We start from the raw sequence: 17,046 nt of genomic DNA, 5'->3' as shown, positions 1-17,046 counted from the left end.
TCAGTTCCGGGTCGAGTGCTCGACGACGAAGTCCGTCAGCGAGCCCACGGTCTCGAGGTGGTGCTGCTCGAGCGACTCCGGGTCGACCTCCATGTCGAGCGAGTCCTCGAGGGCCATGAGCAGGCCGAGGACGCTCGTCGAGTCGAGGTCGAGGTCGTCGAACAGGCGGGTCGCGTCCGTGACGTCGGGCAGCGGCCGCCCGAGGACGCTCGACAGCGCCTCGACGACCGCGCCGACGACGCGCTCGCGGCCGAGGGCCTCCTGGGACTCGGTGTTCGTGCTGGTGCTCACGATGTTCCTCCGGGTGGTGGGTCGGGCGCCCGCGGGAGCGGGTGGCGGGTGGCGGCCGGTCGGCCGGCGGGTCAGGGGGCGGCGACGGCCTCGGCGGGGGCGACGCGCGCGCCGAGGTCGTGGAAGACCTGGCGGGACAGGAGGTCGTCGGGCGTGTCCGCGTGCCGCACGAGGAACGACTCGTCGCCGAGCGTCAGCACCTCCGCGGGGTAGCCGTGGCTGAGGAAGTGCACGGGCGACGCCGTCGCGCCGTACGCGCCGGAGCGGTCGACGGCGACGAGGTCGCCGGCCGCGAGGTCCGCCGGGAGCGGGACGGCCTTGCCGATCGTGTCGTTGGGCGTGCACAGCGGACCCGTGACGTTCCACGGCACGTCCTCCGCGCCGGTCGCCGGGCCCACCTTGCGCATCGGGAAGTTGCGCTTGACGAACGAGCCGATGCCGACCGCCGCCATGTGGTGGTTGGTCCCGCCGTCGGCGACGGCGAACCGCTCGCCCATCGACTCCTTCACGTAGCGCACGCGTGCGACGTACGTGCCGCACAGCGCCACGAGGTAGCGCCCCAGCTCCATGACGAGGTCGGTCGCGGGGTGCCGCTGCACGAACGCCTCGACCACGGGGTTGAGCGCCGCGGTGAGGACCTCGACGTCGAGGTCGCGCTCGCGCTCGAAGTACGCCACGCCCAGGCCCCCGCCGACGTCCACGAGCTCGAGCGGGAAGCCGAGCCGGTCCGCGAGGCGCTCCGCGAGCTCGAAGATGCGCGTCGTGTTCTCGACGATCGTGCCCTCGTCGAGGATGCGCGTGCCCATGTACACCTGGACCCCGACGACGCGGGCCGTCGTGAGCCCGGCGCACAGGTCCGGCGCGTCGAGGAGCTGCTGCTCGTCGATGCCGAACTGGCGCGGCTTGCCGCCCATCGTGAGCCCGGAGCCCTTGACGGAGAACGACGGGTTGACGCGCAGCACCACGCGCGCGGCGCGCCCCGTCGCGCGCGCGAGCTCGTCCACCAGCGCGAGCTCCGGCAGCGACTCGACGATGATCGCGCGCACGCCCGAGTTGAGGCAGGCGACGAGCTCGTCGCGGCTCTTGCCGGGGCCGAGGAACAGGACGTCCTGCGGCTCGACGCCGGCCGCGAGCGCCGTGCGCAGCTCGGTGAGCGAGGACACCTCGGCGTTCGCGCCGAGCGAGTGCAGCAGCCCGCAGATGCTGACGTTCGGGTTCGCCTTGAGCGAGTAGAAGATCCCGAGAGCGGGGTGCAGCCGCTCGCGCAGCGCGCGGTAGTTCGCGGCGAGCACGTCGCCGTCGTACACGTACACGGGCGTGCCGAACTCCTCCGCGACCGCGGCGAGGTCCGCGCTCCCGGGCGTCGTCGGCCGGCTCGGGGTCGTGGTCATCGGGGGTCTCCTTCGGTCGGGGTCGCGGCCGTCGGCGCCGGGCGCCGGGCGGTCCGTTCCGTCAGCCGCTCCGTCACGGCGCGGTCGAGGCGGGTGAGGGCGTCCTCGTCGGGCGCGACGAGGAGGCCGTGCAACCGGCCGGCGAACGTGCCGCCCGAGGCCGCGGCGGGCGCGCCGGCGTTGACCGTGCCCGTCCCCTGGACGACGAGCCCCGCCTGCCCGGCCGCGCCCGGGAGCAGGTCGCCGAGGGCGTCGTGGAGCGCCGCGAACGACAGCGGGGCGTCGAGCACGAGCGGGTACTGGCGCGCGAGCGCGACCCACCCGTCCGGCTGGAACCGCTCCTGGAGCGGCACGGTGTACGTGGACATGTTGCTGCGCGCGTTGATCTCCAGGACCGGCAGCAGCGACCCGTCCGTGCGCACGAGCGCGTCGACCCCGACGAGACCGTGGAACCCGTCGGCGGCGATGCGCGCCCCGAGCCGGGACGACAGCTCGGCCAGCGCGTCGACCTGCGCCGCGGGCAGGCGCGACGGGATGCGGTGGCCCTTGTGGACCCCGCCCTCGGTGATCGCTTCCTTGACGAAGTCGAACGCGACCGAGCCGTCCTGCGCGACGGTGAAGTGGTAGTTGAGGTCGGTCGCCTTGTCCGCCCAGACCTCCACGACGACGGCGAGGCGGTCGTCGCCCGAGCGCGCGGCCCGGCGCGTGACCATGCGCACGAGCTGGTCGAGGCGACGCGGGTCGTCGACGACGAGGATCCCCTTGCCGGAGACGCCGTACGCGTCCTTGACGCCCACGGTCGCGCCGTCCGCGACGAGCCGCGCCGCCTCGGCGCACGCGCGCTCGAAGTCCTCGACGGTCCGGCACGCCCAGCCGCGCGCCTGCTCGATCCCGAGCTCGTCGCACAGCCCGCGGCTGTAGACCTTGCTGTTGACGGCCTTGGTGGTGGCGGCGTCGGTGAGCACCGAGCGCAGGCCGGTGGCGGCCGCGAGGTCCTCCTCCGCCGACGACGTCCCGTGCGCGAGGAGGCGCACGCCGTCCGCCGCGAGGTCGCCCAGGCGAGCGAGCAGGGCGGGCGAGTCGAGCGCGTCGAGCGTGACGGTGCGCAGCGGGTCGCTCGACTCGGCGACGTGCACGGTCGGGAGCCCGACGCCGAGCGCGTCCAGGTGGGCGAGGTGGTCCGGGTCGGGCTCGGCCTTGAGCACGACGTGGTCGTCCGGCCCGGCGAGGAGCAGCGCGAGCTCGTCCATGCGGTTGACGAGCGCGGCCGTCGCCGACGCGCCCCCGACCGAGGGCAGGCCGACCTCCCCGACCGCCCACGCGTCCTCGACCTCGAAGTTCCCGAGCAGCACGAGCGGCGCGTCGGGCGCGCCTGCGAGCGCGCGCTTGGTCCGCGCGAGGAACGGCTCGCGAGGGGCCCCCGTCAGGGCGTCCGGGGCAGCGTCCTGGGCGGCGGCCTCCGCCACCTGCTCGACCGTCATGCGGGCTCCTCCGTCTCGTGGGGCGCGTAGCGCAGGACCATGGCGGAGAACGTCGCGCCCAGCCCGACCGCCACCATGAGGAACGGGTCGCCGGGGCGCAGTCGGCCTTCGGCGCGCGCGGCGGCGTAGCCGATGAACGAGTCGGCGCCGAAGCAGTGGCCCGTCACCGGCACGTCGTCGAGCCGGACGCGCGCGATCGGCAGCCCGAGGCGCGAGCACAGGCGCCGCCACGACACGCGGTTCACGTTGTGCGGCAGGACGAGCGCGAGGTCGTCCAGCGTCAGGCCCGCGCGCTCGACGGCCTCGACCACGACCTCCGCGAGCACCTCGGTGTACGCGACGCCGAACGGCGCGGCCAGGTCCTCCGGGAGCGGGACCTGGTGGTACTCGCCCAGGGTGCGCGTCGCGTAGGAGAGGACGGGGCTGCCCGCGCGCGCCGAGACCCCGGTCGGGTCGGCCCCGACGAGGACGGCCGCGGTGCCCTCGCCCATGATGGTCGTGCCCTCGATGAGCCGGGAGCCGGGGCTGAACGCCTTCTCCCCGGTGAGGACGAGCGCGAGCGCGCCCGGGTCGCCGTCGGCCGCGAGCAGGCGCCCCGCGACGCCGACCGCGAGCAGCGCGGACGCGCACGCGTGCTGGGTGAGGGTCCACACGACCGCGTGGTCGAGCCCGAGGCGGTCCGCGGCGTCGTGCAGCGGGTTGACCCCGACCGGGGCGACGGTCGCGATGGTCCGCGCGCCCAGCACGTACCGGACGCGGTGCTCGTTCCCCGCGAGGCCGGGCACGGCGCGCGCCGCGGCGACGAGCAGGTCGGTGAGGCTCTCGTCCGGCGCCGTGCACACCTCGCGCAGCCCGAAGAACCGCTCGAACACGCCCAGCTCGAGATGGTCGAGCCCCAGCTCGTCCGCCAGGTCGCGGATGGGCACGCGCGTCGCGGGGACGTGCGCGCCGACGTCGACGAGGGTCGTCATGCCGCCGTCCCGGGAACGTCCACGACGCTGCGCAGGTGCTCGGCGAGCGCCCGGGGCGTCGGGTTGTCGACGACGGCCTCCGGGTCCAGGTCGACGCCCAGCGCGTCCTCCAGGTCGCCCAGCAGCGCCAGGACCTGGACCGAGCCGAGCCCGAGCCCGGCGAGGTCGCCCGCCGGGTCGACGTCTGCGGGCGCGACGCCCAGGGCGGTGGCGACGTGGCGGAGCACGAGGTCGTCGAGAGCGTCGGGCAGCGGTGCGGTCATGAGCGGGTCCCTGCGAGCTCGGTGCGCGCGCGGTCGCGGGACGCGCGCAGGGAGTGGAGCGCGGCGAGGTCGCCCGCGCCGTGCAGGTCGCGCGCCCGACCGCGCTGGATCTTGCCGCTCGTGGTCCGCGGCACCTGGCCGGGACGGACGAGGACGACGTCGTGCACGGCGGCGCCCGAGACGGACGCCAGGTGGGAGGCCATCTGGCGCACCACGGCGTCGAGCTCGTCCTCGGCGCTCGCGCCGTCGAGCCGCGCGCCCGGCGTGGGGCGGAACTCCTGGACCGCGCACAGCGTGCCCGGCAGGCCCTCCGCCTCGAACACCGCGCCCGGACGGCCCTCGGCCCCGGGGTGCAGACGGCGCAGCTCGCGCTCGAGGTCGTAGGGGTACAGGTTGCGCCCCGCGACGATGAGGAGCTCCTTGATCCGGCCCGTGACGACGAGTTGGCCGCGGTGCAGCGCGCCGAGGTCGCCGGTCCGCAGCCACGGGCCGGTGCCGTCGGCCGCGACCGCGCCGAACGTCTCGGCCGTCGCGCCCGCCGCCGCGTCGCCCCAGTACCCGGCTGCGACGGTCCCGCCGCGCAGCCAGACCTCCCCGACCGCGCCGTCGGGCACCTCGACGCCCTGGTCGTCGACGAGGCGCAGCTCCACGCCGCTCGGCAGGCCGCAGCACACGAGCCGCGCGCCCGGGACGCTGCCCCGGCCCTGCGCCGCGGCGTCCGGGAGCGCGGAGAGGAACGACGCCTCCTCGAGCACGACCAGGCGGCCGTCGGCGAGCGCCGCCTCGTCCGCGGTGATGACGAGCGGGAGCCGGCGGTCCGGGTACGTCGCCGTCAGCGTCGCCTCCGCGAGGCCGTACCCCGGGCCGTGCGCCGAGCCGCGGAAGCCCACGGGCTCGAACCGGCGCGTGAAGGCGTCCAGGACGGCGGGATCCACCGGCTCGGCCCCGCCGAGCGCCCAGCGCAGGCGGGTGAGGTCGAGCTCGGCGAGCTGGTCGTCGCGCACGCGCCGCGCGCACTGGTCGTAGCCGAAGTTCGGCGAGGCCGTGACGGTCGCGCCGGTCTCGGTGATCGCGGAGAGCCAGCGGACGGGGCGCTTGAGGAAGGCCGTGGAGGGGACGATGACGGCCGTCGCGCCGAGGCCCAGGGGGACGAGCAGCATCCCGACGAGGCCGAAGTCGTGGTACCCCGGCAGCCAGCTGCAGAAGACGTCCTCCGGGACGAGGCCGAGGGTCGTCGAGAAGGCGTCGTGGTGGTGCAGGACGTTCGCGTGCGTGACGACGACGCCCTTGGGGCTGCTCGTGGACCCGGAGGTGTACTGCAGGAACGCGACGTCCTGCGGGCCCGGGCGGCCGCGCCGGGACGGGCCGCCCGTGGCGCCGTCGACCACGGTCACGACGACGGGGCCGCCGTCGGCGCGCCGCAGCGGCTCGGCCCACTCGGTGGTCTCGCTCGCGGCGGTCGGGTCGACGAGCACGACGGCGGCGTCGCAGTCGACGAGCATGCCGCGCACGCGCTCGCGCTGGTACGCCTGCCCGCCCGGGAGCGGTGACGGGACGGGGATCAGGCCCGCGTAGAAGCAGGCCACGATCCCGACGACGAAGGACGCGGTCGCCGAGTAGAGCACGAGGGCGCGGTCGCCCTGCTCGTGCCGGTCCGCGAGGTCGGCCGCGAGCGCCGCCGCCTGCGCGTCGAGCTCGGCGTAGGTCAGGGTGCGCCGCTCGCCCACCTCCGGCACGACGACGACCGCCGCGTGGTCCGGCCGCTCGCGTGCGTGCTCGTGGACGAGGTCCACGAGGGTCAGGTCGTCCGGCTGCGCGCCCATGTGGCCCCCTCCGTCACCGGCGCCGGGACCGTCCCGGCACGTAGGACGCCGGGCAGCACGAAGCCCGACCCGGCGGTCCGGGGGAAGCCTGGCAGCGGAAGGCCGCGGTGTAAACAAATCCGACGTGTCCGGAAGAGGACAAATGCCCGCTGACCTCCCCGTTCGTCACACAGGTCCGACCGCCGGGACGGCCCTCTGCACGCCGAGGGAGGTCGGCTAGAGTCCCACCGTGTGACGTCGACGGAGCGAGACCCGGCCCTCGGCGCCAGGCACTCCGCGCGGGCCGTCGCGCTGCGCCGCGCCCGCGACGTCCTCGTGCTCGACTCCGGCGTCGGAGCGGCCCCGGAGCCCTTGTGGACACGGGTGCGCGAACGGGCGCGCCGCGACGCCCGCGTCCGTGTCGTGACGGTCGAGCCACCCGAGCCGCCGAGAGACGGGGCGCTCGACGACACCGCCCCGGACGGCGGCGCCGTCCCCGACGGACCGCTCGTCGGCACGCCGCCCGCTGCGGACCACCCGGGCCCGGACGCCCCCGAGGCCGAGCGCGACGACGAGTTCGACGACGGCCCCGGCGTCGAGCACCGCGTGGCACCGGCGCTGCCCCTGACCCTCGTCGCCCTCGACGACACGGTCGTGCTCGTCGCCCGCCCGGACCGCACGCGCGCCGTGACCGACCGGGACGCCGTCCGCGCGCTCCGGGCCCTCGCCGAGGCCGAGTGGGACCGGGCGCGGGCGGCCGACGACGCGCTGGCCCCGAGCGAGGACACGCTCCTGCGGCTCCTCGCCGAGGGCAAGACGGACACCGCCGTCGCCGCGCGGCTCGGGGTGTCCCCGCGGACGGTCCGCCGTCACGCCGCCGGGCTCATGGGGCGCCTCGGCGCGACGAGCCGGTTCGAGGCCGGGGCCCGGGCAGCCCAGCGCGGCTGGATCCGGATCACCGACCGCTAACGGGCTGCGGCCGCCGCGAGCTCGGCGTCGCTGCGCAGGATGCAGAACTCGTTGCCTTCCGGGTCGGCGAGCACGACCCAGCCCCCGCCGTCGGGCGTGCGCCGGTCCGCGACCTGCGTCGCCCCGAGCGCGAGCACGCGCTCGACCTCCTCCTCGCGCGTGCGGTCCGTGGGCCGCAGGTCGAGGTGGACGCGGTTCTTCAGCTCCTTGTCGTCGGGCACCTCGACGAACAGGACGTGCCCGCGGCTCTCGGCGGGCGTCGTCGCGTCCGCCGGCGGGATGATCATGCACTCCTCGTGGCCGGGGAGGTTGGGGTCGCCGGGCACGTCGGTGTACCCGAGGACCTGGGCCCAGAAGACGGACTGCGCGTAGGAGTCGCGCGCGTCGAACGTGGTGTGGGAGATGCGAGAGGTCATGGGCGCGACCCTGCCACGCCCTCGCCGCGCGGGCACCGCCTTTTCGTCCGAGACTGGCGCGCGTGAGCGCATCGACGAGGCACGTCGTGTGGTCCGGCTGGGACGACGACCCGGACCGCCTGGAGGCCGCGACCGTCACCGTGCGCGACGACCGGCTGGCGGCGCTCGGCACGTCGCGCGCGGCGGCGTACGCGACCGCGTGGGCGCTGCGCACCGGTCCCGGCTGGGTGACCGAGCACCTCGACGTCTCCGTGCGCGGGCTCGGGTGGTCGCGCCACCTCGACCTCCTCCGGACGCCCGACGGCGCGTGGCGCGACGACGTGCGCGAGTCGGGGACGCCGCCGTCGGGCCTCGCCGCGCCGGGGATCGCCGACCCGGCCTCGCTCGACGGCGCGCTCGACTGCGACATCGCGCTGTGCCCCGTCACCAACACGATGCCGATCCTGCGCCTCGGGCTGCTCGGCGACCGCCCGCCGGCGGGCGAGACGCGCCTGGTCATGGCGTGGGTCGACCTGCCGTCCCTGGCGGTCCTGCGCAGTGACCAGGTCTACGCCGCGCGCGAGCCGCTCGACCCCATGACCGGTCAGGGCGTCGTCACGTACACGAGCGCCACGCGCGACTTCACGGCAGACCTCACCGTCGACGCCGACGGCCTGGTGCTGGAATACCCGCACCTGGCCCGCCGCCTCTAGCCCTCCGGCCTCCCGCCGAACACGACACGGGGGTCGTTCTCCGGCCCTTTCCGTCCGTCAGGTCGTGCTCGACGGCGGGTGACGTCGTGCTCGGCTCAGTCCTGCGGCAAGCGACGCAGGCGCTTGACCTCGGTCCGCCGCTTCTTGGCGCCGATCCGGCGCTCCACCGAACCGCGCGTGGGCCGCGTCGCGCGGCGCGGCGGCCCGGGCGGGGCGACGGCGTCGGCCAGCAGGGCGGCGAGGCGCACCCGGGCGGCCTCGCGGTTGCGCCGCTGCTCGCGGTGCTCCGACGCGGCGACGGTGACGACGCCGCCGACCACCCGCCTGCCGAGACGGTCCAGCACCCGGACGCGCTGGGACTCCGTGAGCACCGCCGACCGCGCGACGTCCCACGACAGCTCGACGCGCGAGTCGGTCGTGTTGACGCCCTGCCCGCCGGGCCCGGACGACCGCGAGAACCGCCACGACAGCTCCGCCTCGGGGACGACCAGGGTGGTCGTCACGCGCAGGCCGGGACGGGCGTCGTCGGGCATCCGTCCATCGTGCCCGACGGCGGCCGTGCGGCCCAGGGGATTCGGTCGCGACCCGCGCGCGGAGGCGGGCGACGGCGGCGACGGCGGGCGACTGCCCGGCGGTCAGCGGTCGAGCTGCGCGTCGATCTCCGCGACGCGGGCCGCGACGAGGTCGCGGACGACGTCGTCGGGAAGCGGATGGTCGCTGGAGAACCGGACCGTCCCCTTCGCGTGCGAGTACCCGTCCAGCCGCGCGTCGACGGCTGTCACCGCGGCCGGGCTGAACGGGTAGACCGCGAGGTGCTTCGCCGAGGCCATCGCGCTGAGCAGCGCCTTGCCGCGGTAGAGCAGGGCGGGCATGCCGTAGCTCGTGCCCTCGGTGGCGTCCGGGACGACGCCGCGCGCGACCTCGACGACGCGCGCGAGCGTCGCGCGGTCCGGCTCGTCCACGCCGCCCAGGTAGTCGGTGACGGTCCCCATCCGGTCATCGTCCCGCCGTCGGCGCTGGGCCGCTCGGCGAGCGGGACCGCACGTCCGACCTGCAAGATCACAGTGCGCCCACCTTGACCTCAACCGTGGTCGAGGTCCTAGCGTGGCTGCATACCGACGGAAGGAACCTGAGGAACCATGCCTGTCTACACTCTCCCCGAGCTGTCCTACGACTACGGTGCGCTCGAGCCGCACATCTCCGGGCGGATCATGGAGCTGCACCACTCCAAGCACCACCAGGCCTACGTCACCGGCGCGAACACCGCCCTGGAGAAGCTCGCCGAGGCCCGCGAGACCGGCGACTTCGCCGCGATCAACCTGCACGAGAAGAACCTCGCGTTCAACCTCGGCGGCCACGTCAACCACTCCGCCTTCTGGACCAACCTCTCCCCCGAGGGCGGCGGCGAGCCCACCGGCGAGATCGGCGCCGCGATCGACGAGCACTTCGGCTCCTTCGACGCCTTCAAGAAGCAGTTCGCCGCCGTCGCCGCCGGAGTCCAGGGCTCGGGCTGGGCCATCCTCGCCTGGGACTCCATCGGCTCCAAGCTCGTCACCGTCCAGCTCTACGACCAGCAGGGCAACCTCACCCTCGGCCTCACCCCGATCGTCCTGCTCGACGTCTGGGAGCACGCCTACTACCTCGACTACCAGAACGTGCGCGCCGACTACGTCACCGCCTGGTGGAACCTCGTCAACTGGTCCGACGCCGAGGCCCGCCTCCAGCGCGCCAAGACCCAGACCGCCGGACTCATCGTCCCCGCCTGACGGGCACCCGCTCCACCCGCCCGGCGAGCACGACACCGCCCGCCGGCGAACACGACATGAGGGTCGTTATCCGATGGATAACGACCCTCATGTCGTGTTCGACAGCCTGACGACGGCGGCGTCGGGCTCAGTCAGCCGTGACGAAGAGGTGGCGCGCGACGTCGTCCGGGAGGTCCAGGACCGTGTCGGCGCCGTCGCCCGAGACCGTGACGGCGCCGTCGTGCACGGCGACGACGAGGGTCTGGCGCGGGAACACGCCCGCCTCGGCGAAGCGCGCGAGGAGCTCGACGTCGACCTGGACCGGCTCGGCGATGCGCTGGAGCACGACGCGGACCTCGCCCCCGTCGGCCGTGCCGCTCGCGGCGAGGTGGGCCGGCAGCGACACGACGCCGTCGAGGTACTCGACCTCCGGCAGGTCCTCGCCCAGCTCGCGCAGGCCCGGGATCGGGTTGCCGTAGGGGTCGTGCGCGGGGTGGTCGAGGAGCGCGACGAGGCGCTGCTCGACGAGGTCGCTCATCACGTGCTCCCAGCGGCAGGCCTCGGTGTGCACCTGCTCCCAGTCGAGCTTGATGACGTCGGTGAGGAGCCGCTCGGCGAGGCGGTGCTTGCGCATGACGCGTACCGCCGTCTGCTGCCCGAGCGTCGTGAGCTCGAGCTGGCGGTCGCCGCCGACGACGACGAGGCCGTCCCGCTCCATGCGGGCGACGGTCTGGGAGACGGTCGGCCCGGAGTGCCCGAGGCGCTCGGCGATCCGCGCGCGCAGCGGAGGGATGCCCTCCTCCTGCAGCTCGTAGATCGACTTCAGGTACATCTCGGTGGTGTCGATCAGGTCGGTCACTCGGCCTCCCGCGGCAGGTACGCACTCTTCTCTGGAACCGTTCCAGTCTAGCGCTCCAGCGCCGACACGATGATGTGCCTCTTGTGCATACTGTGTGTCACACACTATGGTGTGAGACATGACCGATCCCGAGATCTTCGCCGGGCACAGCCAGGAGGTGCGCCGCGGCTCCGTCGTCGTCGCGAGCCTGCTGCTGCTGCGCACGCCCGGCTACGGCTACGGGCTCCTCGAGGCGCTCGCCGCGGCGGGCGTCCCCGTCGACGCCAACACGCTCTACCCGCTCCTGCGCCGGCTCGAGAAGCAGGGCCTCCTCGTGAGCGAGTGGAACACCGACGAGGCGCGGCCGCGCAAGTTCTACCGCACCTCCCCCGCGGGTGAGCGCTTCGCCCGCGACCTGCTCGACGAGTGGCTCGCGATCGCGCGCAGCCTCCAGACCATCGACTCCCAGGAAGGCACGTCATGACGCTCACCGACCGCTACGTCGCCGCCACGCTGCGCCGCGTCCCCGCGGACCAGCACGCCGACCTCGAGCAGGAGCTGCGCGCGTCCGTCGCCGACGCCGTCGAGGCCAAGGTCGAGGCCGGCACCGACCCGGCACGGGCCGAGACCGACGTCCTCAACGACCTCGGCGACCCCGACCGCCTCGCCGCCGACCTCGCCGGGCGCCCGCTCTACCTCATCGGCCCGACGCTCTACCTCGACTGGCTGCGGCTCCTCAAGGTGCTGCTCTGGGTCAGCCTCATCCCCGGGGCGATCGTGCTCGCGACGGACCTCGTCGACGGCGACGCCGTCGGGTCGGCCATCTGGAGCGGCATCTGGACGACCGCCTCGGTCGCCCTCCAGATCGCGTTCTGGACGACGCTCGTCTTCGTCCTGCTCGAACGGTACGGCTCCCCGCGGAGCCAGGACGAGCTCACCGGCCCCTGGACGGTCGACCGCCTCCCGACCGAGCGCGCGCCCCGCGAGGTCACGCTCGTCGACACGGTCGTGTCGGTCGGCCTGCTCGTCCTGGTCGCCGCCGTCCTCCTCCTCCAGAACGTCGCGACGTACCGGGGGCCCGACGGCACCGCCGTCCCCGTGCTGCAGCCCGACCTGTGGCCGGTCTGGACCGGCGTGCTCGTCGCGCTCGTCGCGGTCGAGATCGTGCTCACGATCCTCGTGTACGCGCGCGGCCGGTGGACCGTCGGCCTCGCGGTCGCCAACACGGTCGTCGGGGCGCTGTTCGCCGCCGCCGTCGTCTGGCTCGCCAGCGCCGACCGCCTCGTCAACCCGGCGTTCCTCGAGGTCACGGGCGGCGACTCGGTCACCTGGCTCTCGAACGCGATCGTCGCGGGCACCCTGGTCATCACCGGCTGGGACGTCGTCAGCGTCTGGGTGAAGGCCCTGCGCAGCCCCCGTGCCTAGGCTGGCCCGGTGACCCGCTCCCGCCTCGACCGCACCCGGCGTGCGGTCGAGGCGGCGGCGTCGCGCGAGGGGTTCGCGCTCGACCCGGACCAGTCCGCGCTCCTCGACCGGCTCGCCCGGCTCGGCGACGAGCTCGCCGGGGCCCGACGGCGGCCCGTCCGCGGGCTGTACGTGTGGGGCCCCGCGGGGCGCGGGAAGTCGTGGCTGGCCGGGGCGTTCTTCGCGGCCGTCGCGGGCGGGCTCCCGGCCGGCGCGGCCCGGCGGGTGCATGTGTACGACCTGTTCCGCGCGCTGCACGCGGCGATCCACGCCCAGCAGGCGAGCGCCCTCGCCGGGCCGCGGCCCGCCGTCGGGCAGGGCGGCCCGACGCGCGGGTGGCGCACCCGCGCGGCCGCCCCGGCCGCGGAGCCGCCGCCCGGGCCGCCGGAGGAGTCGGCGGAGCCACGCCCCGGCACCGTCGACGCCGCGATCGACGACCTCCTGCGCGGGAGCACGCTGCTCTACCTCGACGAGCTCCACCTGCACGACACCGGCGACGCGACCCTGCTCACCCGGCTCCTGCGCCGCGCGTTCGAGGCGGGCGTCGTCGTGCTCGCGACGTCCAACTACGAGCCCGGCACGCTGCTCCCGAACCCGCTGTGGCACCACGTCGCCGAGCCGGGCATCGCGCTCCTGCGCGCGCACCTCGACGTGGTCGAGCTCGCCGGGGCGACGGACTACCGGGCGCTCGGGGGGCGCGGTCGCGCAGGCTTCGCCGCGGGCGCGTGGCTCTCCCCCGGCACGACGGCGCAGCTCGCCGCCCACGGGCTCGTCGCCCCCGCCCCGGGTTCCCGGGCGGTCGTCCGCACCGGGACCAGGTCGTTCGAGGTGACGGCCGCACGGGTGGACGGCCCGGCCCGCGAGAGCGAGCCCGAGCTGTGGGTGACGTTCGCGGACCTGGCGGGGCGGCCGACGTCCACCCTCGAGTACCTCGACTGGGCCGCGCGTTTCCGTCGCTGGGTCGTCACCGACGTCCCCCTCCTCACGGACGCGGACCGGGAGGCCCAGCAGCGGTTCATCGCCGTCGTGGACGTGCTCGTGGACGCCGACGTCGAGCTCGTGGTCACGTCGGCCCACGCGCTCGGCGCCTTCCGCACAGCGATGCCGGACCGACCCGACGCCTTCCGGGCCGCGAGCCGCCTCCAGCTCCTGACGGAGCGGTCGGCGGGCCTCGGGCCTGCCGAGGGTCGCTGACCCGACGCGCCTCCTGGGAGCGGAACCTGTCGGCGTGTCGTGGGCGGCGGCTACGATCGGCCGCAACCGACTGGACTGGAGGCACCCGGTGGCACGCTCCGACGGCACCGACGACACGCGCGGGCAGCGCGGTCCGCGCGCGGCGGACGCGCTCACGTGCTCCTTCTGCGGCAAGTCCCAGCGCCAGGTGAAGCGACTCATCGCCGGGCCCGCGGGCGTGTTCATCTGCGACGAGTGCGTGGCCCTGTGCCTCGAGATGGTCGAGGAGGACCGCGAGGCCGAGAGCGCGGCGCAGGACGTCGTGACCGGCGACGGCCCCCTCCCCACGCCTCACGAGATCTTCGCGCACCTGAGCCGCTACGTCGTCGGGCAGGACGGCGCCAAGCGGGCGCTGGCCGTCGCGGTGCACAACCACTACAAGCGCGTCCGCGCCGCCGCCGCGGCCGAGGAGGCCGGCGACTCCCCCGCGGCCGACGACCCGGACTACGTGGAGCTGGCGAAGTCGAACATTCTGTTGATCGGTCCGACGGGGACGGGTAAGACGTATCTGGCGCAGACGTTGGCGCGGATGTTGAACGTGCCGTTCGCGATCGCGGATGCGACGGCGCTCACCGAGGCGGGGTATGTCGGTGAGGACGTGGAGAACATTCTGTTGAAGCTGGTGCAGGCGGCGGACTTCGACGTGAAGAAGGCTGAGACGGGGATCATCTATATCGATGAGATCGACAAGGTGGCTCGCAAGGCGGAGAACCCGTCGATCACGCGTGATGTGTCGGGTGAGGGTGTGCAGCAGGCGTTGTTGAAGATCATCGAGGGTACGAGCGCGTCGGTGCCGCCGCAGGGTGGTCGTAAGCATCCGCATCAGGAGTTCATCCAGGTGGACACGTCGAACGTGTTGTTCATCGTGGCGGGGGCGTTTGCGGGGTTGGACGACATCGTGGCGGCGCGGGCGCGCAAGCGGGGGGTGGGGTTTGGTGCGTCGATCGAGACGGGTGCGGGGGAGGATCTGTTCGCGCAGGTGCGCCCGGAGGATCTGCATCGGTTCGGGTTGATCCCGGAGTTCATCGGGCGTCTTCCGGTGATCGCGTCGGTGTCGGCGTTGGACTCCGAGGCGTTGGTGCGGATTCTGACGCAGCCGCGCAATGCGTTGGTGAAGCAGTATCAGCGGATGTTCGCGATCGACGGGGTGGAGCTGGAGTTCACCGAGGGTGCGGTGGAGGCGGTCGCGGAGCAGGCGTTGTTGCGGGGGACGGGGGCGCGGGGGTTGCGGGCGATCATGGAGGAGGTGTTGCAGCAGGTGATGTTCGACGTGCCGTCGCGTGATGACGTGGAGCGGGTCGTGATCACGCGTGAGGTCGTGCTGGACAACGTGAACCCCACGATCGTGCCGCGCACCTCCACCGCGCGCAGCCGTACCCCGCGGGAGAAGTCCGCCTGACCTGTTCGCTCGGCGCCGGGCACGCCGCGGGCGGTCGCGCGCGTCGCCCGCGACCGCCCGCGGCGTGTCGTGCGCGGCTCACGCGCCGACGGTCTCGCTCTCGCGCGCCGGCTCGCCGGCCCCGGTGCGGGGCGGCGTGCGGAGCAGCACCGCGCTGAGGAGCGCCGCGACGAGCGCGACGACCCCGGCCCCGAGGAACACCGCTGAGTACCCGTCGGTGAGCGCGACGAGGTCGTCGCTCGCGGTCGCCCCGAACGCCGCGCCGACGGCCGTCATCGCGGCGAGGCCGAGGGCGGACCCCACCTGGTAGCTCGTGTTGACGATCCCGGACGCGAGGCCGCCGTCCTGGGGCGGGGCGCTGGAGATCGCGGTCCCGAGCGACGGGATGAAGGCGAGCGACATCCCGAGCGCCGCGACGAGCGTCGCGGGCAGGACGTCGACGGCGTACGCGCCGTCGGGCCGGACGAACGAGAGCCACCCGAGACCGACCGCGAGGACCAGCAGACCGGCGACGACCAGGGCCTTGCTCCCCCAGCGGGCGATGAGGCGCGGCGCGAGCGCGACCATCCCGACCATGACGAGCGCGGTCATCGGCACGAGGGCGGCGCCGGAGGCGAAGGCGCCCAGCCCGAGGACCTGCTGCAGGTACAGGTTGAGGTAGAACCACATCGCGACCCAGGCCGCGCCGAGCAGCGCCTGGGCGAGGTTCGCCGCCCCGAGGTTCGGGGTCCGGAAGATCCGCAGCGGGACGAGCGGCTGGCTGCGCCGGGCCTGGCTGACGACGAAGCCGACGAGCAGCAGGAGCGCGGCGCCGAGCACGACCCACGTCTGCGCCGCGCCCCACCCGACCTCGGGCGCCCGCACCACCGCGAAGACGAGGGCACCGAGGCCCACGGTGACCGTGAGCGCGCCCACGACGTCGACGGACCCCCGCGTGGTCGTGCCGGCGGGGAGCAGGACCCGGGTGACGGCGAGCACGAGCACGGCGATCGGCACGTTGATCCAGAACACCCACGGCCAGCTCGCGTACTCGGTGATGAGCCCACCGAGGAAGACGCCGGCCGTACCGCCCGCGGGTGCGGCGGCACCGTAGACCGCGAGCGCCCGCGTGAGCTCCCGAGGGCTGGACCCGAAGATCGACATGAGCAGCGTGAGCGCGGCGGGGGCGACGAGCGCGGCGCCGGCACCCTGGACCACGCGCCCGGTGAGCTCGACCGCGACGGTCTCGGCCGCCCCGGCGACGACGGAGCCGACGAGCAGCACCGCCCAGCCGATCGCGAAGATGCGCCGGGCGCCGAAGAGGTCGGCGAGCCGGCCCCCGAGGAGCAGGAGCCCGGCGAACGCGACGACGTACGCGTTGAAGACCCACGACAGGTTCCCCGGCGTGAAGCCCAGGTCCTCCTGGATGCGTGGGAGGGCCACCCCGATGATCGAGGTGTCCATGATGACCATGAACTGCGCGGTGGCGATGAGCCCGAGGGCCCACCCCCGCCTCGATGCGTCCGACATCGAGCGTCCTCCTCCGGGCCTCGACGGCCCTGTCCGGCCGCCGGGGACGGCGGCACGCGAGGCGACGGCAACCCGTCGCCAGATACCCCATGGGGGTATCTGGCGGTGAAGGTACTATACGGGTGGGGGGTATGCAAGGGTCGATCTCCGGCGGTCAGCCGACGAAGACGCAGAAGGGGTGGCCCGCCGGGTCGGCGTAGACACGCAGCGGCTCCTCCGGGTCGTCCGAGCGGTCGTGGAGCAGGCGCGCCCCGAGCGCGAGGGCGCGCTCGTGCTGCCGGTCGAGCTCCGCGACGTCCGGCACGGTGCAGTCGAGGTGGAGCTGCTGCGGCACGCCCTCGTCCGGCCACGTCGACGGCGCCAGGGCGTCGACCTGCTGGAACGCGATCTGGACCCCGCCCGGCGCGGCGCGCAGCACGAGCCAGTCCGCACCCGCCGGATCCGGTTCGCCGGCCGGCGGCGGCTCGTCGCCCGCGCGGTACGCGAGCCCGAACAGCGCGCGGTAGAACTCGGCGAGCGCGCGCGCGTCGGTCGTGTCGAGCACGACCTGGGCGATCCGGGGGAACACGTCGGCCACGGCGA

19 protein-coding genes are annotated in these 17,046 nt (G+C 74.5%); 7 read left to right on the top strand and 12 right to left on the bottom strand.

The features are described 5' to 3' along the window. From ABRQ22_RS12960 to ABRQ22_RS12935, 6 genes are all read right to left on the bottom strand, one after another. Nucleotides 1-291 (bottom strand): acyl carrier protein, encoded by a 291-nt coding sequence (locus tag ABRQ22_RS12960; RefSeq protein ID WP_253051684.1) that lies wholly within the window; start codon nucleotides 289-291, stop codon nucleotides 1-3. Nucleotides 292-362: 71 nt separating this feature from the next. Continuing rightward, nucleotides 363-1,682 carry a type III PLP-dependent enzyme gene (locus ABRQ22_RS12955; protein WP_353707010.1) on the bottom strand — a complete coding sequence of 440 codons (1,320 nt, stop codon included), beginning with the start codon at nucleotides 1,680-1,682 and terminating at the stop codon, nucleotides 363-365. Further along, a complete protein-coding gene (locus ABRQ22_RS12950; RefSeq protein WP_353707009.1) occupies nucleotides 1,679-3,163 on the bottom strand; it encodes a hypothetical protein in 1,485 nt (494 codons plus the stop codon). Before ABRQ22_RS12950 ends, ABRQ22_RS12955 begins: the two co-directional genes overlap by 4 nt. After that, entirely contained in the window at nucleotides 3,160-4,134 is a 975-nt protein-coding gene (locus ABRQ22_RS12945) for a 3-oxoacyl-[acyl-carrier-protein] synthase III C-terminal domain-containing protein (protein WP_253051681.1), read from the bottom strand. The genes ABRQ22_RS12950 and ABRQ22_RS12945 overlap by 4 nt, the downstream gene beginning before the upstream one ends. Continuing rightward, on the bottom strand, nucleotides 4,131-4,397 hold the full coding sequence (locus ABRQ22_RS12940) for an acyl carrier protein (RefSeq protein ID WP_253051680.1): 267 nt from the start codon (nucleotides 4,395-4,397) through the stop codon (nucleotides 4,131-4,133). Before ABRQ22_RS12940 ends, ABRQ22_RS12945 begins: the two co-directional genes overlap by 4 nt. Further along, nucleotides 4,394-6,220, bottom strand: coding sequence for a fatty acyl-AMP ligase (locus ABRQ22_RS12935; protein ID WP_253051679.1), 1,827 nt, complete (start codon nucleotides 6,218-6,220; stop codon nucleotides 4,394-4,396). The genes ABRQ22_RS12940 and ABRQ22_RS12935 overlap by 4 nt, the downstream gene beginning before the upstream one ends. A 231-nt stretch (nucleotides 6,221-6,451) precedes the next feature. On the opposite strand from ABRQ22_RS12935, the gene ABRQ22_RS12930 reads away from it, so the two are divergent. Beyond that, entirely contained in the window at nucleotides 6,452-7,168 is a 717-nt protein-coding gene (locus tag ABRQ22_RS12930; protein WP_353707008.1) for a helix-turn-helix transcriptional regulator, read from the top strand. Here the strand turns inward: ABRQ22_RS12930 and ABRQ22_RS12925 are convergent. After that, nucleotides 7,165-7,584, bottom strand: a complete 420-nt coding sequence (locus ABRQ22_RS12925) for a VOC family protein (RefSeq protein WP_205201125.1) — start codon at nucleotides 7,582-7,584, stop codon at nucleotides 7,165-7,167. The two genes, ABRQ22_RS12930 and ABRQ22_RS12925, sit on opposite strands and share 4 nt — an antisense overlap. 62 nt (nucleotides 7,585-7,646) lie before the next feature. Between ABRQ22_RS12925 and ABRQ22_RS12920 the strand changes: the two genes are divergently transcribed. Beyond that, entirely contained in the window at nucleotides 7,647-8,276 is a 630-nt protein-coding gene (locus ABRQ22_RS12920) for a putative glycolipid-binding domain-containing protein (RefSeq protein ID WP_353707007.1), read from the top strand. A 95-nt stretch (nucleotides 8,277-8,371) separates the two neighbouring features. Here the strand turns inward: ABRQ22_RS12920 and arfB are convergent, their stop codons facing one another. Together arfB and ABRQ22_RS12910 are read right to left on the bottom strand one after the other, a co-directional pair. Continuing rightward, nucleotides 8,372-8,809 carry an alternative ribosome rescue aminoacyl-tRNA hydrolase ArfB gene (gene arfB, locus ABRQ22_RS12915; RefSeq protein ID WP_353707006.1) on the bottom strand — a complete coding sequence of 146 codons (438 nt, stop codon included), beginning with the start codon at nucleotides 8,807-8,809 and terminating at the stop codon, nucleotides 8,372-8,374. A gap of 102 nt (nucleotides 8,810-8,911) precedes the next feature. Next, nucleotides 8,912-9,268, bottom strand: a complete 357-nt coding sequence (locus ABRQ22_RS12910; protein WP_353707005.1) for a DUF1801 domain-containing protein — start codon at nucleotides 9,266-9,268, stop codon at nucleotides 8,912-8,914. Between the two features lie 147 nt (nucleotides 9,269-9,415). On the opposite strand from ABRQ22_RS12910, the gene ABRQ22_RS12905 reads away from it, so the two are divergent. Beyond that, nucleotides 9,416-10,042, top strand: coding sequence for a superoxide dismutase (locus ABRQ22_RS12905; RefSeq protein ID WP_053369073.1), 627 nt, complete (start codon nucleotides 9,416-9,418; stop codon nucleotides 10,040-10,042). A 127-nt stretch (nucleotides 10,043-10,169) separates the two neighbouring features. On the opposite strand, the gene ABRQ22_RS12900 is transcribed toward ABRQ22_RS12905, so the two are convergent. Beyond that, nucleotides 10,170-10,880, bottom strand: a complete 711-nt coding sequence (locus ABRQ22_RS12900; RefSeq protein ID WP_253051674.1) for a metal-dependent transcriptional regulator — start codon at nucleotides 10,878-10,880, stop codon at nucleotides 10,170-10,172. A 118-nt stretch (nucleotides 10,881-10,998) separates the two neighbouring features. On the opposite strand from ABRQ22_RS12900, the gene ABRQ22_RS12895 reads away from it, so the two are divergent. The 4 genes from ABRQ22_RS12895 to clpX all read left to right on the top strand — a co-directional run bounded on the left by ABRQ22_RS12895 (nucleotide 10,999) and on the right by clpX (nucleotide 14,955). Then, a complete protein-coding gene (locus ABRQ22_RS12895) occupies nucleotides 10,999-11,343 on the top strand; it encodes a PadR family transcriptional regulator (protein WP_205201118.1) in 345 nt (114 codons plus the stop codon). Further along, nucleotides 11,340-12,284 (top strand): permease prefix domain 1-containing protein, encoded by a 945-nt coding sequence (locus ABRQ22_RS12890; RefSeq protein WP_353707004.1) that lies wholly within the window; start codon nucleotides 11,340-11,342, stop codon nucleotides 12,282-12,284. Before ABRQ22_RS12895 ends, ABRQ22_RS12890 begins: the two co-directional genes overlap by 4 nt. Nucleotides 12,285-12,293: 9 nt before the next feature. Continuing rightward, the gene (zapE, locus tag ABRQ22_RS12885) at nucleotides 12,294-13,517 is read left to right on the top strand and encodes a cell division protein ZapE (protein ID WP_353707003.1); all 1,224 of its coding nucleotides are present in this window, start codon (nucleotides 12,294-12,296) and stop codon (nucleotides 13,515-13,517) included. A gap of 88 nt (nucleotides 13,518-13,605) precedes the next feature. Then, nucleotides 13,606-14,955: an ATP-dependent Clp protease ATP-binding subunit ClpX gene (gene clpX / locus ABRQ22_RS12880; protein ID WP_253051671.1), complete on the top strand. Its 1,350-nt coding sequence runs from the start codon at nucleotides 13,606-13,608 to the stop codon at nucleotides 14,953-14,955. A 78-nt stretch (nucleotides 14,956-15,033) separates the two neighbouring features. Here the strand turns inward: clpX and ABRQ22_RS12875 are convergent, their stop codons facing one another. Both ABRQ22_RS12875 and ABRQ22_RS12870 read right to left on the bottom strand, forming a co-directional pair. Then, nucleotides 15,034-16,464: an MFS transporter gene (locus ABRQ22_RS12875; protein ID WP_253051670.1), complete on the bottom strand. Its 1,431-nt coding sequence runs from the start codon at nucleotides 16,462-16,464 to the stop codon at nucleotides 15,034-15,036. A gap of 154 nt (nucleotides 16,465-16,618) precedes the next feature. After that, entirely contained in the window at nucleotides 16,619-17,041 is a 423-nt protein-coding gene (locus ABRQ22_RS12870) for a VOC family protein (RefSeq protein WP_253051669.1), read from the bottom strand. Between the last annotated feature and the right edge of the window lie 5 nt (nucleotides 17,042-17,046).

The sequence above is a fragment of the Cellulosimicrobium sp. ES-005 genome (assembly GCF_040448685.1).
In the GTDB taxonomy this organism is placed as follows: Bacteria; Actinomycetota; Actinomycetes; order Actinomycetales; family Cellulomonadaceae; genus Cellulosimicrobium; species Cellulosimicrobium cellulans_G.
This window is presented reverse-complemented; position numbering and strand designations above follow the sequence as displayed.